We start from the raw sequence: 20,553 nt of genomic DNA on the forward strand, positions 1-20,553 counted from the left end.
CCTACTGTGCATCGGCGAGGTCGGTTGTGGTGCTGGTGATTTCGGTGTTGGACGGGGGCGTGCGACGCATCAGGAGTGGTACCCCGATCGCGCCGATCAGGGCGACCGTGCCGCTGACCGCCAGGGTGAGGCGGACGCCCGCGACGGGGGTGTCCGGGTGGGTGAAAAGGCCACCGAGAGTGGCGATTCCGAGTGCGAAGGTAAGTTGCTGTGCGGTGTTCAGCGCACCGGTCGCCATTCCGGCGCGCTCCCACGGGACCGCGGCGACCGCGGCCGAGCTCAGGGTTGCCGTCGCGAGTCCGACGCCCGCGCCGACCAATACGAAGCCGGGGATCAGTGCGGGCCAGCTCGCATCGCCGTGCACCAGCAGCGCGCCGACCACCCCGCCCACTCCGACGGCGGCCAACCCCGTGCCGATGATCCGGGCGGGCCGATCACCGTGCAGGTATTTGCCGAGCACACCCGAGACCAGAAATGCCATGAGAGACAGCGGAAGTCCGACCGCGCCCGCGGCGATCGGGCTCAGGCCGAGCACCGACTGCATCCAGATCTGGGTGTACATCAGCGCGGCGAACGCGGCGAAATACAGCACCGCACCGGCGGTCAGCACACCCGCGAATGCCCGGTCGCGCAGCAGTGCGAGATCGAGAATCGGTTGCCGCGAACGCTTTTCGACTGTTACAAAGGCGATCAGCGCGGCGGCCGAAGCGGGCAGCAGACACCAGGTGACGGCATCGGACCAGCCGTGCTCATTGGCGCGAATGAGCGCGTAGGTGGCCAGGGCGGCGCTCGCGGTGAACAGCGCCATCCCCGCCACATCGATCCGATTGCGCTGTGCGCGTTCGTCTTCGGCGATCACCCACAGGCACAGTGCGATGGCGAGCACGCTGAACGGCAGATTGACGAAGAAGATCCAGCGCCAGGACGCGATCTCGGTGAGCAGCCCGCCGACAATCGGGCCGATGGCCGAGGACGCCCCCGCCACCGCACCCCACATGCCGTACGCGGTACCCCGATCACGCCCGGCGTAGGCCGCGTTCAACAGCGCGAAGGTGGTGCAGGACATGGTCGCCGCACCCACCCCCTGCACAATCCGAGCGGCAATGAGCACCTGGGGATTCGGGGCCAGCCCGCAGACCAGCGAGGCCGTCGCGAACAGCGCCAGCCCGGCCAGGTAGGTGCGCCGATGCCCGGCCAGATCGGCGAGGGAGCCCGCGCCCAGCATGAGCGCGGCCATGGCCAGGGCATACCCGTCGACGACCCATTGCAATGCGCCGAAGGACGCGCCCAGATCGGTGCGCATATCGGGTAGTGCGACGTTCACGATGGTGACGTCGATCAGCAGCATGAAGGTGCCCAGGCACACCGTCAGCAACGGTAACCATTTACGCAATGCCGTTGTCCTCTCGAAGCGAAGATGAGGCGTCGAGTATCGAAAGCGAGACCGCGATCGGTCGCCTGCAAACGGCTCCGGCGTAGATTTCTTCCCGTGGCCGCCGCTCCGACGCAAGGAACCTCCATGCTGGATCTCCTGGATACGCAGATCATCCACAGGCTGCAATTGGAGCCGCGCCGCCCGTTCGCCCATATCGCCGCCGAACTGGAGGTCGCGGAGCAGACCGTCGCACGTCGCTACCGGCGTTTACGGCGTGAGGGCATAGTCCGGGTGATCGGTGCGGTCGATCCTCGCGCGCTCGGGGAGAACGACTGGATCATTCGCCTGCACTGTCGTCCCGACGGTGCGCTCGCGGTCGCCGAGGCGCTGGCCGAACGGGATGACGCGGCCTGGATCAGCATTGCCGCCGCGGGCGCGGAGATCATCTTCTCGTTGCACCCGCGCAGCGAACAGGACCGAGATGACCTGCTGGTACAGCGATTACAGCGCAGCGCACCCGTCCACGACATCACCGCCGCCATGATCCTGCATCGTTTCGTACGCCGCGACGTCATCGACTGGCGCGGCAGGCAATTCATCGCGGGCAGCGAATCAGTTTCCGGTGCAGGCGATTACGTCGATTCCGAACTGCGAATACGCGATGCGGACCGCACCCTGCTGGATCTGCTGGCCCGCGACGGCCGCACCAGCTACACGGTCCTGTCCAGGGCGACGGGCATGAGTATCGGCCGCGTGACCCGCCGGATAGCCGCCCTGCAGGCGGGCGGCATCCTCTACTTCGACCTCGATATCGCCCCCGCCGCACTGGGTTCCGGCACCGCCGCCTTCCTCTGGCTGCGCGTGGCCCCGGCCCAGCTGGAGTCCGTCGGCCGCGCCCTGTCCGAACACGACGAAACCACCTATGCCGCAGCGATATCCGGCACCTTCAATCTTTTCACCGTACTCATCGCACCTGATACGAATGCCCTCTACCGCTATGTGACCACCAAGATGTCCACCCTGGACGGCATCCACAGCTTCGAACTCTCCCCGGTGCTGCGCCGCCTGAAACAGGCCGGTTCCCGCACCACGGGCGGGAAACTGGCCCATCCCAATCCCCTTGCGCCGCGACCGGCGAAGGGCGTCAGCCGAGGGCGCTGATCCATTCGGCCGCCCGGCGTCCCGAGAGCAGTGCCCCGTGCACGGTGGTGGCGTCGGTGTCGTGCGTGGCCTCACCGGCGAAGAAGACCCGATCGGCGATGGGCGCGGCGAGGATATCGCGATCACCCGGTACGGCGTCGACACCCGGGTACGAGTACGAGCCGCGCGCGAACGGATCGGTGGACCAGCGGGTTATCCTGTAGCCCAGCGGTTCCGGGATATTCGCGCCGTACATGCGGCGCAGTGACGCCATACCCTCGGCAACCGTGGCCGTGTCATCGAGGGCTTCGATCCGGCGCGCCACCGAACCGCCGCGCAGGGCGACGATGACCGGAACGCCGCTGACCTTCTGCAATGGGAACCAGCCGGTGGCCGAGGTGCGGTCCGGGCCGAATTCCATGATCCAGTCCGCGTCGTCCCAGAACTGGCGATCGAAGCGCAGATACAGCTTGTTGTAGACGCCCATACCCAGGGCGCGGATGGCATGGCGTTTGGCATCGGGCAGTGGCGGATCGAAGGTGATGGCATCGGCCTTCAGGACGCCCAGCGGTACGGTGACCAGCACTCGATTCGCCTGGAACACACCGCGATCGGTCTCGACGCGCACGCCGGTGGGGGAGTGGGCGATACGGCTCACGATATGGCGCAGTCGTACGTCCAGACCGTCCGCCAGGCGGGTGGTGAGCTGGTCGTAGCCGCCGGGGAACACCTCTTCGTCACCGCTGTGGATCTCATCGGTGCCCATCACCCACAGGGCGACCTGTTCGGCGTCCGCGCCGGAGTCGTCCTGGGCGAACATGCGCATGAGGCGGCGCATGCGCTCGGCCGAATCACCGGTCAGCGGCACCTGGTCCAATGCCAGCTCGGTACCGGCCGCCATCGAACGCTGGGCGAATTCCGGTTGTGCCGCAAGGTTTTCCATGACGGTTTCGACGGCGTCGAGATCGGCCTCGAACTGCCGCAGCGCTGCCGGATCCAGCCGCCGCCCGCCGCTGTACGCGGTGATGACGTCCTGATTGAGCACCACCGTGGGCAGCGCGAACTCATCGCGCAGTTCGGTGAGGGGATTGTCGTCGATGCCGTGAATCCAGGACGCGCCCAGATCCACCGGTGCGTCAGGCCAGCCGCGATCGGTCCAGAGCCGTCCGCCCACGCGATCGCGGGCCTCCAGCACGGTGACCTGATGACCCGCTCGGGTCAGATCGCGGGCCGCGGTGAGTCCGGCCATTCCGGCCCCGATCACCAGCACTGTCGACACGACATATTCCTTCCGGTACATACTCAACTCATCTGGGACAACTTTGTACCAAAAGTATCGGACATGTATCCAGAATGGCAATGACTCGAGTCACTCGACGGGGCTGGTCAGCGGGGTGCGCCCGATCCGCTCAACATCATGGAGATCAGGAATTCCGGTGCCTGACGTGCGCCCATCTGTTCGTCCAGGACCAGATACCAGGTGGTCTCGGCCAAACCGAAGAGGGTGAAGGAGAGCCAGCGCGCGGGCAGATCGGCCCGCAGCACGCCCTCGCGCTGACCGCGCGCGAAGAAGTCGTCCAGTCGATGAATCAAATCGTCTGCGCGCGTGGTGTATTCGGGCTGGCGCAGCAGATGCGGCTCCACCGACAGCACCCCCCAGAACTGGGCCAGCGGCAGAAATCCCGCGGTCAGGGTGCTCAGCGCGGTTTCGAAGGGCGTATCGCCCAGTTCGGCGGCGTCGAGCGCGGCCGCGGCGGCCGCGTGCACCTGCTCCGACAGTGCGGTCACCAAAGCGTCGCGGGTCGGGAACAGCCGGGTCAGCGTGGTCCGGCTGACCCCGGCGGCCTGCGCGATCACCTGCATGGACGCGCCGCGATCCCGGGCCAGCACGGGCGTCGCGGCGGCCAGAATCTGCTCTCTCATTGCCGACACCCGCTCATCCTAGGGTGACAGCGGTGTCCCACCCGGTACGCATGTGCCCCGTATCGGACATTTCGGGTTCAGTTCGCCTGGTTCGCGTAATCCAGCGGGAGCTTGCTCGGCGGCCGGTCGATCACGGTGTCGTCTTCGGGGGACCGCGATTCCAGGAACGTGATCAAACCGGTCGAGGCGACCAGGGTGAGCGGATAGGTCGGCCCGGCATCACGCGCGGCCGCGATCGCGTCGAGGTCGTCCTCGTAGCGTTCGAGGGTGATCTCGGGAAAGTCCAGCATCCACTGCGGATAGCAGATGGTGGTGTGCACCCGCCGCTCGCTCAACCAGGCGATGACCACCGTGGTGGTGCCGGTCGGCTCCACCCAGGCCAGTTTGTACAGATCGCCGTCCAACTGCACGATCTTCGCGCTCTGATGGGTCGACCAGCGCCCGAACATCGGCCCGATCAGGCAGCGGAAGGCCACCGTCGTCGAATCACGCACGTAGAGTTCGTATTTCCAGCCGTTCTCATAGGCATAGATCAGATGTTTGCCGATCAGTCCGGTCAGATCACCGGCCGGTGACGGCGGCGAAGCGGCGGCGGAACGCTCTGCGGTCATCGACATCCTCTCCAATGAGCCTGCGATACATGTGCAAATGCTATTACCGACACTCTGTCATGAATCCGCGCGGGGCACGGGCACCGCGCGCCCTGTGACCTCGATCGGAGTGCTGCACACAAGCGATGAACCCCGGGCATGGCGACCCACCGGCGGGCGGCACTCTCAGTATCGTGCGGTCGCTGCTGCCCTCGCTGATCCCGAGTGAGCAGCGGGTGGCGGCGCAGTTCGTCGAACGCCCCGACCAGGTGGCGCTGCTGTCGGCCGCGGATGTGGCGACCCGGGCCGGGACCTCGCCCGACTGGGCAGCGGCGAATTGGCCGCGCTCGCCGCACTTCTCGTCGCGGACGAGGCGGCATGACAGCGTCGGCGCACCACCCGACAGCCTTATTCCCTTGCACGCGCGACGAATTCGCGCATCAACCCGTGATCCTTGATCCCGCGACTGGACTCCACGCCGCTGGAGACGTCCACGCCCCAGGGCCGCGCCGCGGCGATGGCCTCTCGGACATTCGCCGGTGACAGCCCGCCCGCCAGCAGCCACTGCCCGGTCGGGCGGGTGCGCTCGAGTCCGGTGAGATCCCAGCGGTCGCCCGACCCGGCGACGGGGGAGTCCAGCAGCAGCCACTCCTCGCCGTAGGCGCCGGTGCGCACATCGGTCTCGGCGGTGAGCGAGGTCGCGCGCAGCAGGCGCACGCCGGCCAGTTCCTCGAAGGCCGCCCGCGGGTAATCGCCGTGCAGTTGCAGTGCGTCCACCCCGGCGGCGCGAGCCAGCGCACCGGCCTCGGCCGCCGAAATACCGTGCACCACACCGACGGACAGGATCCGCGGCGGCACGCCCGCGAGCAGTGCGCGCACCGCCCCGACCGAGATCTGCCGCGGGCTCGCGGTGAAGACGAAGCCGACCGCATCGGCCCCCGCCGCCACGGCGGTCGCCACATCCTCCTCGGTCCGCAGACCGCACAGCTTCACGAACATGAATCGACCCTAGGCGACACCGCTCCGGGTCAATGCACCTGGCGGTCGGTGTCACCCCAGTACCGCTCGCGTAGTTCGCGTTTGAGGATCTTGCCGGTGCCCGAGACCGGCATGGCCTCGACCAGTTCGATACTGCGCGGGGCCTTGTACCCGGCGATCAGGGTCTTGGCGTGGGTGCGGATCTCCTCGGCGGTCACCGTCATACCGGGGTGGCAGAGGATGAGCGCGTGCACGCGCTCACCCCACTCCTGATCGGGGACGCCGATCACCGCGCAGGTCGCGACGGCGGGATGGGCGGCCACGGCATTCTCGACCTCGGCGGAGTACACGTTCTCACCACCGCTGACGATCATGTCCTTGAGGCGGTCCACCACGAAGAGGTAGCCGTTCTCATCCATATAGCCGCCGTCGCCGGTGTGCATCCAGCCGCCGCGCAGCGCCTCGGCGGTCTCCTCGGGTTTGTTCCAATACCCCCGCATCACATGGTCGCCGCGCGCGACGATCTCGCCGACGGTGCCGCGCGGCACCTCATTGCCCTCGGGATCCACCACCCGCACCTCCGAATGCGGTGCCGGCCGCCCGGCCGAGCGCAGGAGCCCTGCCGCATGATCGGCGGGGCCGAGAAGTGTTGCCACGGGCGATAATTCGGTCATTCCATAGGCCTGGGTGAAGCCCGCGTTCGGAAAGAGTTTCATGGCGCGCTCGAGCACCGCCTGGGCGATCGGCGAGGCGCCGTAGACGATGCACGCCAGACTGCTCAGGTCGTAGCCTGCGGCGTCGGGGTGATCGACGAGCAGCTGGATCATGATCGGCACCAGCAGCGAATCGGTGACCCGATGTTCCTGGATCGCGCGCAGGGTGGCCACCGGATCGAACGACGGGATGAACACGTGCGAGCCGCCGAGTGTGACCTCGGTGAGCCATCCGCACATATCGGCGAGGTGGAACATGGGTGCGACGTGCAGGTAGGAGCCGCCCGGGGTGAACAGATCGCCGGTCGCCAGCGACCCCATGGCGGAGGCGAAAAGGTTTGCGTGGGTGAGCATCACGCCCTTGGGAAAGCCGGTGGTGCCACCGGTGTAGAAGATCCCGGCCAGCTCGTCGCCGCCGCGCCGCGCATCCTCGATCGGCGCGCCGGTGGCGATCAACTCCTCGTACGAGAGCGTGCCCTGCGGCGCCGGACCGTCGCCGCAGTGGATGACGGTGGTCAGGTCCGGATACTGTTCCCGGATCGCGGGCAGCATGGCCGCGAAGACCTGATCGACCAGCAGCACCTTCGTGCCGGAATCGGCAAGGCTGTAAGCGATTTCGGCCGGACTCCAGCGAATGTTGACCGGATTGAGCACCGCGTCCGCCCACGGCACCGCGAGCAGATATTCGCTGAATCGATCCGAGTTCAGCGCCAGCATCGCCACTCGGTCGCCTTTGGCCACCCCGAGCGCGCGCAGCGCTCCGGCGAATCGAGCGACCCGGTCCGCGGCCTCGGCGAAGGTTCTGGTGCGAGTGCCGTCGACGGTCATGACGCGGTCGGGATTCAGCTGGACGGCGCGGTGCAGGCCCCGGGTGAGGTGCATCGTCGTATACCTCCGAAACTTCACTCGATGTGAATCGCCAATACCGTAACACCGGTCACAGAAAGCTAGGTATTGCAATGGAAATACCAGTGCGCTTCACTAAGTGAACAGTCACTAGTCGTCAGTGAGGACGCCATGAGTAGACGCGTTGTCGTCGCGGGGGTCGGGATGATCCCGTTCACCACCCCCAGCAAAACCCAGCCGTACGACGTCATGGGCGAGACCGCCGCCCGCAAGGCCATCGCCGATGCCGGTATCGACTACGAACGTGTCCAGCAGGCTTACGCCGGATACGTCTACGGCGACTCGACCGCCGGTCAAGCGGCGCTCTACGGCCTCGGCCGGACCGGCATCCCGGTGGTCAATGTGAACAACAACTGCTCGACCGGATCGACCGCGCTCTGGCTCGCCCGCCAGGCCGTCGAGACCGGCGCGGCCGAATGCGTCATCGCCGTCGGGTTCGAGCAGATGATGCGCGGTGCGCTCGGTTCCCTGTGGAATGACCGGCCCACCCCGTTCGGCCGATTCGACCAGGCCACCAAAGCATTACAGGGTTGGGATGACCAAGCGCCCATGGCCGCACAGTATTTCGGCGGCGCGGGTCAGGCCTACGCCGACAAGTACGGTATGGATCCGAAGGTGTTCGCGCGGATCGCGGTCAAGGCGCGTCGGCACGCGGCCAATAATCCGTACGCGGTATTCCGCGATCCGGTGACCGTCGAGCAGGTGCTGGAATCGCCGCGAATCTTCGGCCCGCTGACCCGATTGCAGTGCTGTCCGCCCACCTGCGGCGCGGCCGCGGCGGTGCTGGTCAGCGAGGAGTTCGCGCGCGCCAACGGCATCGACGTCACCGTCGCCATCAAGGCGCAGGCCATGACCACCGACTATCCCTCCACCTTCAGCGGCGATATGACCCGGGTGGTCGGCTACGACATGGCTCAGGCCGCCGCCGATCAGGTGTACGAGGCGGCCGGGGTGAGCCCGGGCGATATTCGCGTGGTGGAGCTGCACGACTGCTTCACCACCAATGAACTGCTCACCTATGAGGGACTGCGGCTCACGCCCGAGGGCACCGCGGAGAAGTTCATCGCCGACGGTGACAACACCTACGGCGGCAAGGTGGTCACCAACCCGTCCGGCGGTCTGCTCTCCAAGGGACATCCTTTGGGCGCAACGGGTTTGGCGCAATGCGCCGAGCTGGTGTGGCAGCTGCGCGGACAGGCCGACGCCCGTCAGGTGGAGGGCGTCACGCTGGCGCTGCAACACAATATCGGTCTCGGCGGCGCGGCCGTGGTGACCCTGTACGAGAAGGTGAGCTGAATGGCAATCGACCCCGCCATTGTCGGAAAGGAGCTGCCCGCGACGACATCGACCGTCGAAGCCGGGCGGCTGCGCATATTCGCCAAGGCCATCGGTGAGACCGATCCGATCTACACCGATGCCGAGGCCGCGAAAGCCGCGGGGCACCCGGATATTCCGGCCCCGCCGACCTTCCTGTTCAGTATCGAACTCGAACAGCCCGACGCCTTCGCCGATCTCGCCGAAGCGGGGGTGGATCTGCGCTTCGTGCTGCACGGCGAACAGTCCTTCACCTATCACTCGCTCGCCTATCCGGGCGATGTGCTCACCGCGACCCCGCGCATCACCGATGTGTACAGCAAGAAGGGCGGGGCGCTGGAGTTCATCGTCAAGGAGACCGCGGTGACCCGGCCCGACGGCTCGCCCGTCGCCGACCTGAAGGCGGTCATCGTGGTACGCAATCCGGGAGTGGGCCGATGAGCACACCGACCGCCGTCGCAGTGGGAACCGAATTGCCGCCCTTGCGGATTCGGCCCATCTCGCGCACCACCCTGGCCCTGTTCGCCGGAGCGTCGGGAGACCACAATCCGATTCACATCGACAGCGATTTCGCCAAGTCGGCCGGGGTCGGCGACGTCTTCGCGCACGGCATGCTCTCCATGGCCTATCTGGGCCGATTGCTCACCAATTGGGTTCCGCAGCAGTCGATCCGGTCGTATCGGGTGCGCTTCGCCGCCATCACCCCCGTACACGGGGAACCCACCGCCACCGGCAAGGTCGTCGCCATCGACGAGGTGGACGGTGAGCGGCGCGCCACCCTCGAACTCCTGGTCACCCTCGCCGACGGCACTGTCACACTGACCGGTGACGCTGTCATCGCGCTCTGATTACACCGTCGCCGCACACTGAAAGGAAATATTCCCATGGGAACTCTGGATGGCAAGGTCGCCATTGTCTCGGGCTCCGGCCGCGGCATCGGCCGGGAGATCGCGCTGAAACTCGCCTCCGAAGGCGCGAAGGTGGTGGTCAACGATCTCGACGCCGAACCGGCCAAGGAGACCCTTGCTGCCATCGAAGCCGCGGGCGGACAGGCGGTTTCGTGTGTCGGCAGCGTCACCGAGGAGGGCTTCGCCGAGCGCTTCGTGCAGACCGCCGTCGATGAGTTCGGCGGGTTGGACATCATTATCAACAATGCCGGATACACCTGGGATTCGGTCATCCAGAAGATGACCGATGAGCAGTGGGACGCCATTCTCGATGTGCACCTCAAGGCCCCGTTCCGGATTCTGCGCGCCGCCCAGCCGGTCATCTCGGCCGCGGTGAAGAAGGCGCGCGAGGCGGGCGAGCCGGTGCCGTGCCGCAAGGTCGTCAATATCTCCTCGCTGGCGGGCACGGGAGGCAATGCGGGACAGGCCAACTACTCCTCGGGCAAGGCCGGCATTCTCGGCCTGACCCGGACCATTGCCAAGGAGTGGGGCCGCTACAACGTCACCGTCAACGCGGTCGCGTTCGGCGTCATCAAGACCCGGCTCACCGAGGCTCCGGCGGGCAGCGGCGGCACCATCGATATGCAGGGCAAGGAGATCAAGGTCGGGGTGAACCCGAATCTGCTCTCGGCCATGGAGCAGATGATCCCGCTCGGCCGCTCCGGCACGCCCGCCGAGGCCGCCGGTGCGGTCTACCTGCTGTGCCTGCCCGAATCCGATTACGTCAGCGCGCAGACCCTCATCTGCGGCGGCGGCTTCAATATGTAGGACGAGTCGTCGTTCGCGCCGGTGGGCGGATGCGGTAGACATTGGGCAGCCGACCGCCCCACCGGCGGCGCGCCGTATGAGGAGAACAGATGGTGAGCGGGCCGGAGAGGCAGACGCTGCCCGGCCCGGTCCGCGGGACCAGGCCGGCGAATCGGCGCGAGCTGATCGTGCTGGCCGCGAGCGATCTGTTCTATCGCAAGGGGTACGCCACGGTCGGCATGGGGGAGGTGGCCGAGGCGGTCGCCATCGGGCCCTCCGCGCTGTATCGGCACTTTCGTGGCAAACAGGACATGCTGGCGACGGTGGTGGCCGAGGCGCTGGCCACGGTGGAGGCCACGCTCGAGGCGGCCGACTCCGCCGATGTCGGGGCGCGGCTGGCGGCGGCCGCACTGGCGCATCGCCGGATCGGGGTGCTGTGGCGGCGCGAGGCCCGGCATCTGTCCGTCGGCAATCGCGCCGAATTGCGCGCGGCTACTCGGCGGATCATCGCGCGGCTCACCGCATTGGTGCGCGAACGCCGCCCCGCCCTGACCGCCGACGAGGCGGATCTGCTCGCCCGGTGCGCGCTGGCCGTCGTCAATAGTGTTTCCTTCCATGGTCTTTCGCTGCCGGAACCCGGATTCACCACTTTGCTGGGCGAACTCGTCCGCACCACCATCGACGCACCGATCACGCTGCCCGCGCCGAGCGCGCCGGTCACACGCGGGGGTGCGCTCTCGACTCGATCGCGGCGCGAGGCGATTCTGACCGAGGCCACAAAGCTGTTCGCCCGCAACGGATTCGCTGCGGTGGGGATCGAGGATATCGGCGCGGCAGTCGGTATCGCGGGACCCAGCGTGTACAACCACTTCACCACCAAGGCCGAGATTCTCACCGCCGCGGTGCTCCGCGGGGACGAATGGCTGCGAATAGATATGAACCGCGCCTTCGCCCGGGCCGCCGATCCCCGCGACGGCCTGCATCGCCTGCTGCGCAGCTATCGCGTCTTCACCTTCGAGAATCCCGATCTGGTGCAGATCCTGCTCTCCGAGGCGATGCATCTGCCCGAACCCGATCGTCAGCGCGGTCGCGCCGCCCAGCACGCGTACATCGCCGAATGGGTGCACCTGGCGGTGGAGGTGCATCCGGAGTGGGATCCGATCACCGCGCGGCTGCGCGTTCAGGCCGCCCAAACCCTGTGCAATGAAATTGCTTTGACCGCGCAGCTCGCCACCCGACCCGGTATCGAGGAGCCCCTGCTGGTCATCGGCGACGAACTGCTCGGCATCACCGCGCACGACTGATATTTGGGCACTGTGCCGGGTGCCCGGGCCTGATTGTCACGGGATTCCCCGTGGTGGGCGCGGGGATTCGTTGGCCGCGTGCAGGACATGAACACAGTTGTTCGGCGTGCTCGGCTCCCGGCGGGGTGCTGCCGGCGGTCGCAGTCACCACGGCGGGCGTCACCACCGGGGTGGCCGTCGCGGAGTCCGAGCCGGTGAGCGCGGCCTCGGATCGGCAGGTCCAGCGCCTACTGGGAAACCTACTTTCCGCTCCGCGTGGTCACCGATATCGCCGCGGGCTACGGCGGCGTCCGCAGCGGTGACCGCGCCGCCCTCCGCTACGACGGCATGAGCCGCCTGAAACCGAATTTCGTAGCCTGGGCGGGCGACAGCCCCGTCCCACCGGCCACCGGCACCCCCGCCCTCGCCACCGTCGTCACCCTCCCCGGCTACAACCACGTCGACACCATCCGCGCCGCCCTCACCCAGAACGACGGCCAACCCGACCACAGCGCCTGGCAATTGGCCCTGTTCCTCCGCAGCCTGCGCTGACCTGCGCCGCACTTCTTTCGAGCGGTGAATTTCCCGGTGTGCGATGATCGGCTGCTCTAATTTCCGTACGGCAGTCGAGGAGTCCGAAGATCGAGCGGCATGAGATCGAAGCCTTTCTGGTCTTGGCGGAGGAACTGCATTTTCGGCGGACCTCCGCGCGGTTGGAGCTCTCGCCGGGGCGGGTCAGTCAGATGATCCAGAAGTTGGAGCGGCGCGTCGGGGCGCCGCTGTTCGAGCGGACCAGTCGGCGGGTCGTGCTCACCGCCACCGGGCGACAGCTGCGGGACGAGTTGCGCCCGGCCTATGCGCAGTTGCAGTCGGCGATCGAACGGGCGATCGAATCCGGACAGGGCGTCAGCTCCACGCTGCGCATCGGGTACTCCACGCCGTGGGTGGCCGATCTGCTCGGGCTCGCGGCGCGGGCGTTCGGTCTGCGCCATCCCGACTGCCGGATCGAATTCCACGAGATCCAACTCTGCGATCCGCTCGGCAGATTGCGGTCCGGGCAGTTCGATCTCCAGGTCAGCGAATTCCCCCTCGACGAACCGGATCTCACGGCAGGCCCGGTCATCTTCTCCGAACCCCGCGCGCTCATGGTGCCCGCGGGGCACCGGTTCGCGCGCCGGGAGAGTGTCTCGCTGGAGGATCTCGCGGAGGCTCCGCTGGTATCGCTGCGCGGCGATATCCCGCTGTACTGGTTGAACTTCCACCTCCCCACCCGAACTCCTTCGGGCCGGGAGATTCCACCGGGGCCGTTCGCCACCTACTGGACGGAGATACCGTCGCATGTGGTGGCCGGACGCGGGGTCTCCCCGGTGGCGCTGCGCGGCAGTCGGTATCACGACCGGCCCGGCATCGTGTTCATCCCGTTCCATGATGCGCCGCCCATCGAGTACGGGCTGATCTGGCCCACCGAACGGAACTCCGCCGGGGTGCGAGACTTCGTCGACACCCTACTCGAAACCGCTGCGGCGCAACATGATACGGAATCGATCGGCGGGCAGCCGGTCAATCGACGGTGAGGACGATCTTCGCCGCGACACGTCCGCTCTGCCCCAGTCGATCCGCTTCGGCGGCCTTTTCGAACGGCATCACCGTATCGATCTGTGGGCGCGGGCGGCCCGATTCGACCAGCGCCGCGATCTCCCGCATACCCGCACCGGCCGCTTCGACGATCAGGAAGGTGCGCTCCGACAGCCGCTGACCTGCGACGTGACATACGCCACGGGTGCCGGGTAAGGTTATGCACTGCTGATTCTTGGAGCACGTCGGCTTGCACTCGACCGGTTCGCCTGGAGGATGCACGTGACTTCTGCACTCGATTGTTCGGGAATCGATCACGGCAAGCTGCTCGATGTGGATCCATTGGACCGGGCGCTGTGGCCCGACGGCGCGGAGCGGGCCTATCGGATTCTGTACTCCGCGCCCAATTTCTCCGGTGACATGCGAGCGGTCAGCGGCTCGGTCTTCGTGCCGAGGCCGTCCGCCACGCCCGCTCCGCTACTGACCTGGGCGCATTGCACCGTGGGGATCAATGAGCACAACGCCCCCTCCCGGGTGGGCTTGATCCCCGAGGAGCGTGCGCACCTCTCGCATTGGCTGCGGGCCGGATTCGTCGTCGCGGCAACCGATTACGAGGGATTGGGCACCGATGAACCGCACCCCTACCTCGATGGTGAGGCCATCGCCGACGACATCATCGATATCGCCCTGGCCGTGCACGAGATGGATCTCGATATCGACAATCGCACCGTCATCGGCGGATTCTCACAGGGCGGGCACGGCTCGTTGTTCGCCGCGGCGCTGTGCACCGCCTACGCCCCGGAATTGGAGCTGCTGGGGACGGTCTCACTGGCTCCGCCGGTTCGATTCCTGGAATTCGTGCGATCCAATACCGAGGACGGCGCGCAACCCGTGCACGCGCTGGTGCCGACGATTCTCGCCGGACTCCACACCCGCAGACCGGAATTCGAGCCGGGGGACCGGCTGAGCCCGATCGGGCGCGAACTGCTCGACGCCGCGCGGACCCGATCCATGGGCGAACTCGACGCGCTCTGCTCGGCCACGACCAATGACGGCGCGGGCATCACCGGAATCGCCGAGTGGCAACCGCTGATCGATGCCCTGGAATCGACCAGCCCGCCCGCGACGAAGTACGACCGGCCGATCTACCTGTGCGCGGGCGGCGCGGACCCGGTCTTCACCGCGGCGCAGGGCCGGGAATTCGCCGAGGCCCTCGTCGACTGCGGCACCGACATCACCTTCCGCGATTTCGAATCCCTGGACCACATCGGACTGCTGGAACCGGCCGCCCGCGAGGCCACCCGGTGGGCCGCGGACCTGAACACCGTCCGCCGCGCCGATACCGCCCAGCAGGTCCCCGCGGGTGACGGCGACGTCCGCTTCCGAGTACTCGACGCGACCGGCAACGGCCGGATCGGACCGGACGATTTCCGCGCCCACGCCCTGCGATTGATTCAGAGTTTCGGACGGCCGCTCGGCGATCCGGTCGCCGTCCGCGTCCGCGAGGGCTACGAGCAGTTGGCACGACAACTGATTGAGTTCTACGACCTCGACGGGGACGGCACCATCGATCTGCGCGAATTCCTCGCCGGTGGTGTCGGCCGCGGCTCGGCGCAGGTCGCCGCGGGCGCGGGCGAACTCGTGAGCGCGGTGATGACACTGATCGACGAGAGCGGCACTCGGATAACTCGCACCCAATTCCACGCCGTGACAAGCGGACTCGGAATCGGCGAGGACGAATCCGACACGATTTTCGACCTCACCGATACCGATGGCAACGGTTCGATCGACGAGGCCGAACTCGCGCGCAGCGTCGTCGATTTCCTGGTCGGCCAGGACCATGGATCCCCGGGCTACTGGTTGTTCGGTCGATTGAACTAGCGATGCCCCGCCGTCTGACGAGTGCGGACATCCTCGATCCGGGGTTGTGCCCGAAGGAAACCCGGCGTGGGTACCGAATTCGATTCCGCAGCTCCGGCCGGACGACCTCGGGTTCGGTCTACCTGCCCCATCGCACCGAGCGGGCGGCCGGACTGACCCTGTTGACCTGGGCGCATTGTTTCGTCGGGCTCGATCGGCAGCACGCACCGTCGATCCGCGGACTACCCGGGGTGGAGCGCGCCCACCTGTCCGCGTGGCTGGCGAACGGCTGCGCGGTGGCGGCCGCCGACTATCGGGGCTTGGACGGTTCCGGTATCAACCCGTTCCCCTTCGCCGAGGAGGCCGCCCAGGACGTCATTGAAATCTGTGCTGCCGCACGAGAACTCGATGCCGGGATCGGCGATTCCGTTGTCGCGGCGGGATTCTGCCAGGGTGCGGATACCGTCATCCGGGCGGCGGCGGTCGCGCCGTTCGCCGACTTCGACCTGGATTACCGGGGAACCATCGCCCTGTCCCCGCCGGACTATCTCTCGTATTTCACCGCGGTAACCCAGGATTCGGACTTCCCGGCCGACGCCCTGATCTTCGCGCTGCTGGCGGGCATGCGCTCCCAGGATCCCTCCTTCCGACCGCAAGAGTTCCTGCCCGCGACGGGTTCGGAGTTCCTGACAGCAGCCGAATCCCTCTCGGTCCCCGGCATGCGCCAACTGCTGGCCCCCTACACCGTCGGCGATCTCGGCCTCCACAACCTGACCCGCCACCCCCGGGTGGCCGCGGCGCTTCGGCACTGCGGCGAAATCCCCGAGCCGACCAAGGGACCACTGCTGGTCGGCACCATCGTCGACGATCCCCTGACCCCCGAATCGACCATTCGGGGCACAATCGCCCAGCTGTCCGCGCAAGGTGCCGAAGTCCTGCACAGGTCTTATGCGGGAAGACATCTCGACATCCTGTCGCTCGCCGCCGACGACGCCATCGGCTGGGCACGCCAGTCGGCGAACCGGTCGGACCCCATCGGCCGCCCCTTGTAGACCTCTGTCGCTGACCCGCGTACGCATTGGGCACGATCCCCGAGCGCATTCACCGACGGCAGAACCTTATATTTGTTGTGCTGCAACGTAATCCGATGATTACGGACTGGGTTGCGGTAGGTCGACGTGGCAGTCTCCCACCTTCGGATTCATCCCGACATAGTTGAGCGGCCAGGCGGCGATGGTTGCCGTGCTCGCGCAGTTGGTGGGCGCGCTGGCGTAGTAATGTCGCTGCCCGCCGGCCACCGCGCCGACGATCAACCATACGGACACCAGCAGGGTGATGAGACCGGCTAAGTTCGAACGGCGTCCGCCGCGCATCCGCCTGCCCTCATAGGCTCTCATTACTGGTCCCCATTCTCCGGGGTCGGCTGCTCGAGCCAATCGCGCCGGCTCGGGTGGGTGCGGATATGTCGTGAGCCACGAACCAGCCGCTGTTCTCACATACGGCCGTGCGCGGTTTCGCCAAGACGGCGAACTATCGCGGTCCGCAACTACTCGCAACCGCGCGGAGCCGCAGTGCCTTACTGCGGGGAATGTCCCGAATCCCGTTGTTGCGCAATCAATTACCTGTCATCGCGCAGGTTGCGATCGCCTCGGACCGGGTTTCCGGCTCCGGCCGGGGGGAGCCGACCCGAACAGAAACCCGCGCGGACCGCGCGGGCCTCTTGCGTACCGCGGAGCCGGTCAGTGCTCCGGGTCTTGTGGATCGTGCTGATCCAGGGCGTGCCGCAGGGTGGTGTTGAGGGCGTGGGCCTCGGCGAGCTGGTCCTCCAGGATCACGATCCGGCATGCGCCCTCGAGGGAGTTACCGGCGTCGATCAGCTCGCGCACGCGCGCGGCGATCCGCAGTTGATACCGCGAGTAGCGGCGATGCCCGCCCGCCGAGCGCTGCGGGGTCAACAGGCGTGCGGCATCGAGGGACCGCAGGAATGCCTGGGTCACCCCGAGAATTTCCGCGGCCCGGCCCATGCTGTAGGCGGGGAAGTCCTCGTCATCTAGTTTGTCGGGCCCACCGGAGTCGCCGACGGGTGTGGTATCTGGTTGCTGCACAGCACCTCTCAGGGTTGGGCACGACGGCAAGCCCCGGCGCGAGTGCGCCGGGGCCTGGGATCCACGTATACGGAAGGGAACGACTCATCGGCCCCTGCGGGCCGATGCGGTATCTCGCACCGAAGGCTTGTCCGGGTGCAAGACGGGAATCGGACTACTCAGTGGCCACCTCCATGCGTGTCGGGTACTGCCTGTCAACGAAGGTCCTCATCGTGCGGTACGCCATCCCCTCCGGCGGCGGTCCGGCTACGGGGGGGTCTGCCGGATTCTCGTCAGCGCCGGAGGGGACGGGGGTATTTCCTACCAGGCAGCTCACCTGCCCAGTTACTCGATCTCTCGCTGATGCGAGAGCTAAGTTACACAGTGCATCCGTCATTGTCTACATTTTCCGCTACACATTTTTCCGAACCGTCGAACGGCTGACCGGACGACATCGCTCCAGAAAATCTGCACTCCAAGATGTAGACAATCAGAATCGATCGTCGTACTATCTCTCTCGTTCGGAGAGTAAGAAGTGGCAAGGCCGTGGCAGATCCCGAACGGGCCGCGGCAGCAGAACCGGAAAATCGCACGACACGCCGGAAGTCGCCACAGCGACCCGCCGGCGAAACCGCACCGAGATGTGGGTGCGGGCAGCGACCTACGAGCCGGGAGGTGTTCAACGAGTACCCACCTACGCACTGTGCGGCCGTGTCGGCAAGTTCGGACACGGTGTCAGCCACCGGCCTCACCGGCCGGAAATCGAAAACGACATTGAATCCGTCCCTTGACGATCAATTTCAGGCCCCGGCGCCCACAGCGCCGGGGCCTGAAATCGTTTCGCCTCACCGGCTGTGTTCTCGCCCGGGGGCAGCCGGAGACTGGAAAGCCGCCAGGGACGCGGTGCGTTGAATGCGTTAGCCGCCAAGCCGACCGGCCTGCTGATGTCGAGGCCCTCGGCGAGGAACTGACACCATCCGCCGGAACGTGGAGCAGTCGCTGGGTGAGCGGAGCGCGGCATACATTCACCGGGCCATCCGCGGCCGGCGTGTGCTCGAAGCCGCCGGCCGGGCCACGCTCTTCGCAAACAGGAAGCGGTGGGCGTGGCTAGCCGGCACAGCTCTGCTGTCGGTCGCGAAGATCGTCGAGAACATGGAGCTCGGGCACAACATCAGCCATGGACAGCGGGATTGGATGAACGACCCGGAGATCCACTCCACCACCTGGGGGTGGGACATGGTCGGGTCGTGTGCGCGGTGGAAGCGCGCCCACAACTATGCCCACCACACCTATACCAAATGTGCTGGGCCGTGACGAGGATCTGTGATTCGGTATTCTGCGGATGACCCGCGACGAGCCGTGGCGCCCAATCCATCTGATTCAACCGGTGGCCAACCTCGTCCACGCGGTCACCTTCGAGTGGGGCATCGCCCGGCACGACCTCGACGCGGCGCAGGCACCCACCGGCGAGTCGGGGCCGCCGCTGCGGTCGGAGCCGAACAGGGCGTTCGCACACAAGATCGGGCGGCAGGTGGCGAAGGATTCGTGATTTACCCGATGCTCACCGGGCGCGGATGGAAGCAGAAGCAGACCCTGAAGGCGAACCTCACCGCGAACCTGATTCGCAATCGGTGGGCATATGCGGTGATCTTCTGCGGCCACTTCCCCGACGGTGCCCAGAAGTTCACCGACGAGCACTTCGCCGGCGAAACCCGCGTGGGGTGGTATCTACGAAAGATGCCGAGCAGCGCCAACTTTCACGCGGGCTCGGCGATGGCGTTCCTGGCGCTGCGCGCGGCTAAGCGGACCCTGCGGAACCAGCAGCGGGTCGAGCCGTGAGCACCCCCCGTTCCGATCGCGAACGGGAGCAAGCCGGCACAGCAGGTGGCAGCGATGCGCGGGTGAGCGGATCCGCCCGAAAAAGCAAGGAACCCACGCAGTAGCGCGGGTTCCTGTTTTCTCGTCTGCTTACTAGATGGCGCGGACGCTCTGGGCCTGCGGGCCCTTCTGCCCCTGGCCAACCTCGAACTCGACGCGCTGGCCCTCATCAAGGGACTTGTAGCCGGAGCCGGAAATCTCGGAGTAATGGACGAACACATCGGGGCCGCCCGCGTCCTGGGCGATGAATCCGAAGCCCTTTTCGCCGTTGAACCACTTCACACTGCCTTGCGACATACTTTTTTGTGACTTCCTGTAGGAGCCGGGTGATCATTGCAAAAACCCGTACTCGATCACCAGTATGCCACACACCCTCCTCCGTGCAATGCGGGCGGGCGGGGGACAGTTCTTCGACGAGGGCCCCGGTGCCGCGCAAAGGGCGGCACCGGGGCCCGGTGGAAACGACCGTAACCCACTTGAAGGGGGTGAATCGGTGGGTTTGCCCGCCGGGAAGACGGAGACGGGCGATCGAACGGTCGCGTACTTACTACCTTGTGTTACCTCGTACTCGACAGCTTACGGACCCTGCTTCGGTCCAATCGTCGTCCCTTACTCACGGGCAGTTCGTTATCTCCCGTGCCCTCGCGGATGTTTCCCTCACTTGCTACGACCAAGAAACTACCGAAGCGATCGATATATGTCTAGATCCGCCACTACAGATTTTTGGTCGGCGATTCGGCGGGTCCGGAGCCATCCGTGGGTGGGGATGCATCGAACTACAGCCGGTCTCGCAAACCATTTCCGGAGCGATCCGGATTCGTCCCAGTCCGGCGGGCCGTGAATCCGCTCCCGCTGGGCCGGATCAACCGGCCGATCACGATGCGGGGAAGACAGTCTTGTCGGGCATCGGCCGGGGTATCGGGGCGGTGCCGGCGCCCTGGGCCGCGCTCGATGGCGACCGGCCGCTCACCTGACATGTCAGGGCCTCCTCGGCGTGCAGAGCGATCACGGTATCGAGTGCGCTGCCAGCCATCGCTTCGGGGAGCAGGACATCCATGCGGGCGGTGCGCGTGTCCGTCGCGGTCATCGTGTCCCCGCGTTGGTAGTTGAAAGCCGGCAATGTGCGCACCGGCAGAAGGCCGTTCGATGCCCCCAAAAATCTCTACTGTCGGGTGTAGACAATCCCGGCGCGCGGTTGTACTGTCTCTCTCGTTCGGAAGTTAAGAAGTTGTGATTCCGT

General features: G+C 66.5%; 21 protein-coding genes and 1 pseudogene. 11 read left to right on the forward strand and 11 right to left on the reverse strand.

The features are described from left to right. Position 1: 1 nt before the first annotated feature. Positions 2 to 1,393 carry an MFS transporter gene (locus NA10_RS19260; RefSeq protein WP_084514948.1) on the reverse strand — a complete coding sequence of 464 codons (1,392 nt, stop codon included), beginning with the start codon at positions 1,391 to 1,393 and terminating at the stop codon, positions 2 to 4. A gap of 126 nt (positions 1,394 to 1,519) precedes the next feature. On the opposite strand from NA10_RS19260, the gene NA10_RS19265 reads away from it, so the two are divergent. After that, the gene (locus tag NA10_RS19265) at positions 1,520 to 2,536 is read left to right on the forward strand and encodes an Lrp/AsnC family transcriptional regulator (RefSeq protein ID WP_067569919.1); all 1,017 of its coding nucleotides are present in this window, start codon (positions 1,520 to 1,522) and stop codon (positions 2,534 to 2,536) included. Here the strand turns inward: NA10_RS19265 and NA10_RS19270 are convergent. The 5 genes from NA10_RS19270 to NA10_RS19290 all read right to left on the reverse strand — a co-directional run bounded on the left by NA10_RS19270 (position 2,520) and on the right by NA10_RS19290 (position 7,601). Further along, entirely contained in the window at positions 2,520 to 3,794 is a 1,275-nt protein-coding gene (locus tag NA10_RS19270; RefSeq protein ID WP_169812608.1) for a flavin monoamine oxidase family protein, read from the reverse strand. The genes NA10_RS19265 and NA10_RS19270 overlap by 17 nt on opposite strands. A gap of 107 nt (positions 3,795 to 3,901) precedes the next feature. Then, complete coding sequence (locus NA10_RS19275; protein ID WP_084514954.1) at positions 3,902 to 4,438, reverse strand: TetR/AcrR family transcriptional regulator; 537 nt, start codon at positions 4,436 to 4,438, stop codon at positions 3,902 to 3,904. A gap of 77 nt (positions 4,439 to 4,515) precedes the next feature. Continuing rightward, positions 4,516 to 5,049 carry a phenolic acid decarboxylase gene (locus tag NA10_RS19280; protein ID WP_067569967.1) on the reverse strand — a complete coding sequence of 178 codons (534 nt, stop codon included), beginning with the start codon at positions 5,047 to 5,049 and terminating at the stop codon, positions 4,516 to 4,518. A gap of 387 nt (positions 5,050 to 5,436) precedes the next feature. Beyond that, positions 5,437 to 6,027, reverse strand: coding sequence for a phosphoribosylanthranilate isomerase (locus NA10_RS19285; protein ID WP_067569923.1), 591 nt, complete (start codon positions 6,025 to 6,027; stop codon positions 5,437 to 5,439). A 29-nt stretch (positions 6,028 to 6,056) separates the two neighbouring features. Further along, a complete protein-coding gene (locus NA10_RS19290) occupies positions 6,057 to 7,601 on the reverse strand; it encodes an acyl-CoA synthetase (protein WP_067569925.1) in 1,545 nt (514 codons plus the stop codon). 135 nt (positions 7,602 to 7,736) lie between these two features. Here NA10_RS19290 and NA10_RS19295 point away from each other — a divergent pair, with 135 nt between their 5' ends. The 7 genes from NA10_RS19295 (at position 7,737) to NA10_RS19325 (ending at position 13,490) form a co-directional block, all read left to right on the forward strand. Then, entirely contained in the window at positions 7,737 to 8,921 is a 1,185-nt protein-coding gene (locus tag NA10_RS19295) for a lipid-transfer protein (RefSeq protein ID WP_067569927.1), read from the forward strand. Beyond that, a complete protein-coding gene (locus NA10_RS19300; protein ID WP_067569929.1) occupies positions 8,922 to 9,380 on the forward strand; it encodes a MaoC family dehydratase N-terminal domain-containing protein in 459 nt (152 codons plus the stop codon). It abuts the gene before it with no gap. Beyond that, positions 9,377 to 9,787, forward strand: a complete 411-nt coding sequence (locus NA10_RS19305) for a MaoC/PaaZ C-terminal domain-containing protein (RefSeq protein WP_067569931.1) — start codon at positions 9,377 to 9,379, stop codon at positions 9,785 to 9,787. Before NA10_RS19300 ends, NA10_RS19305 begins: the two co-directional genes overlap by 4 nt. A gap of 36 nt (positions 9,788 to 9,823) precedes the next feature. Next, entirely contained in the window at positions 9,824 to 10,654 is an 831-nt protein-coding gene (locus NA10_RS19310; RefSeq protein WP_067569933.1) for an SDR family NAD(P)-dependent oxidoreductase, read from the forward strand. Positions 10,655 to 10,743: 89 nt separating this feature from the next. Next, the gene (locus NA10_RS19315; protein WP_067569935.1) at positions 10,744 to 11,937 is read left to right on the forward strand and encodes a TetR/AcrR family transcriptional regulator; all 1,194 of its coding nucleotides are present in this window, start codon (positions 10,744 to 10,746) and stop codon (positions 11,935 to 11,937) included. Between the two features lie 255 nt (positions 11,938 to 12,192). Further along, the gene (locus tag NA10_RS19320) at positions 12,193 to 12,468 is read left to right on the forward strand and encodes a hypothetical protein (RefSeq protein WP_067569937.1); all 276 of its coding nucleotides are present in this window, start codon (positions 12,193 to 12,195) and stop codon (positions 12,466 to 12,468) included. A gap of 104 nt (positions 12,469 to 12,572) precedes the next feature. Continuing rightward, entirely contained in the window at positions 12,573 to 13,490 is a 918-nt protein-coding gene (locus NA10_RS19325) for a LysR family transcriptional regulator (protein ID WP_281180203.1), read from the forward strand. Here NA10_RS19325 and NA10_RS38195 read toward each other — a convergent pair. Next, positions 13,477 to 13,809 carry a zinc-binding dehydrogenase gene (locus NA10_RS38195; protein WP_307188401.1) on the reverse strand — a complete coding sequence of 111 codons (333 nt, stop codon included), beginning with the start codon at positions 13,807 to 13,809 and terminating at the stop codon, positions 13,477 to 13,479. The two genes, NA10_RS19325 and NA10_RS38195, sit on opposite strands and share 14 nt — an antisense overlap. Here NA10_RS38195 and NA10_RS19330 point away from each other — a divergent pair. After that, on the forward strand, positions 13,774 to 15,372 hold the full coding sequence (locus NA10_RS19330; RefSeq protein WP_169812610.1) for a lipase family protein: 1,599 nt from the start codon (positions 13,774 to 13,776) through the stop codon (positions 15,370 to 15,372). The two genes, NA10_RS38195 and NA10_RS19330, sit on opposite strands and share 36 nt — an antisense overlap. Before the next feature lie 2 nt (positions 15,373 to 15,374). Further along, positions 15,375 to 16,403, forward strand: a complete 1,029-nt coding sequence (locus NA10_RS19335; protein WP_067569942.1) for an alpha/beta hydrolase — start codon at positions 15,375 to 15,377, stop codon at positions 16,401 to 16,403. 99 nt (positions 16,404 to 16,502) lie between these two features. On the opposite strand, the gene NA10_RS19340 is transcribed toward NA10_RS19335, so the two are convergent. Beyond that, positions 16,503 to 16,748 carry a hypothetical protein gene (locus NA10_RS19340; RefSeq protein WP_307188402.1) on the reverse strand — a complete coding sequence of 82 codons (246 nt, stop codon included), beginning with the start codon at positions 16,746 to 16,748 and terminating at the stop codon, positions 16,503 to 16,505. Between the two features lie 342 nt (positions 16,749 to 17,090). Then, positions 17,091 to 17,456 carry a MerR family transcriptional regulator gene (locus NA10_RS19345; RefSeq protein WP_245677601.1) on the reverse strand — a complete coding sequence of 122 codons (366 nt, stop codon included), beginning with the start codon at positions 17,454 to 17,456 and terminating at the stop codon, positions 17,091 to 17,093. A 919-nt stretch (positions 17,457 to 18,375) separates the two neighbouring features. Between NA10_RS19345 and NA10_RS38740 the strand changes: the two are divergent. After that, positions 18,376 to 19,223 (forward strand): annotated as a pseudogene (locus tag NA10_RS38740) (fatty acid desaturase family protein); the annotation flags it as partial. 183 nt (positions 19,224 to 19,406) lie between these two features. Here the strand turns inward: NA10_RS38740 and NA10_RS19355 are convergent. Next, positions 19,407 to 19,610, reverse strand: coding sequence for a cold-shock protein (locus NA10_RS19355; protein WP_067569949.1), 204 nt, complete (start codon positions 19,608 to 19,610; stop codon positions 19,407 to 19,409). A 577-nt stretch (positions 19,611 to 20,187) separates the two neighbouring features. Then, positions 20,188 to 20,400 (reverse strand): hypothetical protein, encoded by a 213-nt coding sequence (locus tag NA10_RS19360; protein WP_157556613.1) that lies wholly within the window; start codon positions 20,398 to 20,400, stop codon positions 20,188 to 20,190. Positions 20,401 to 20,553: the final 153 nt, after the last annotated feature.

The organism is Nocardia acidivorans NBRC 108247 (assembly GCF_001625085.1).
GTDB lineage: Bacteria > Actinomycetota > Actinomycetes > Mycobacteriales > Mycobacteriaceae > Nocardia > Nocardia acidivorans.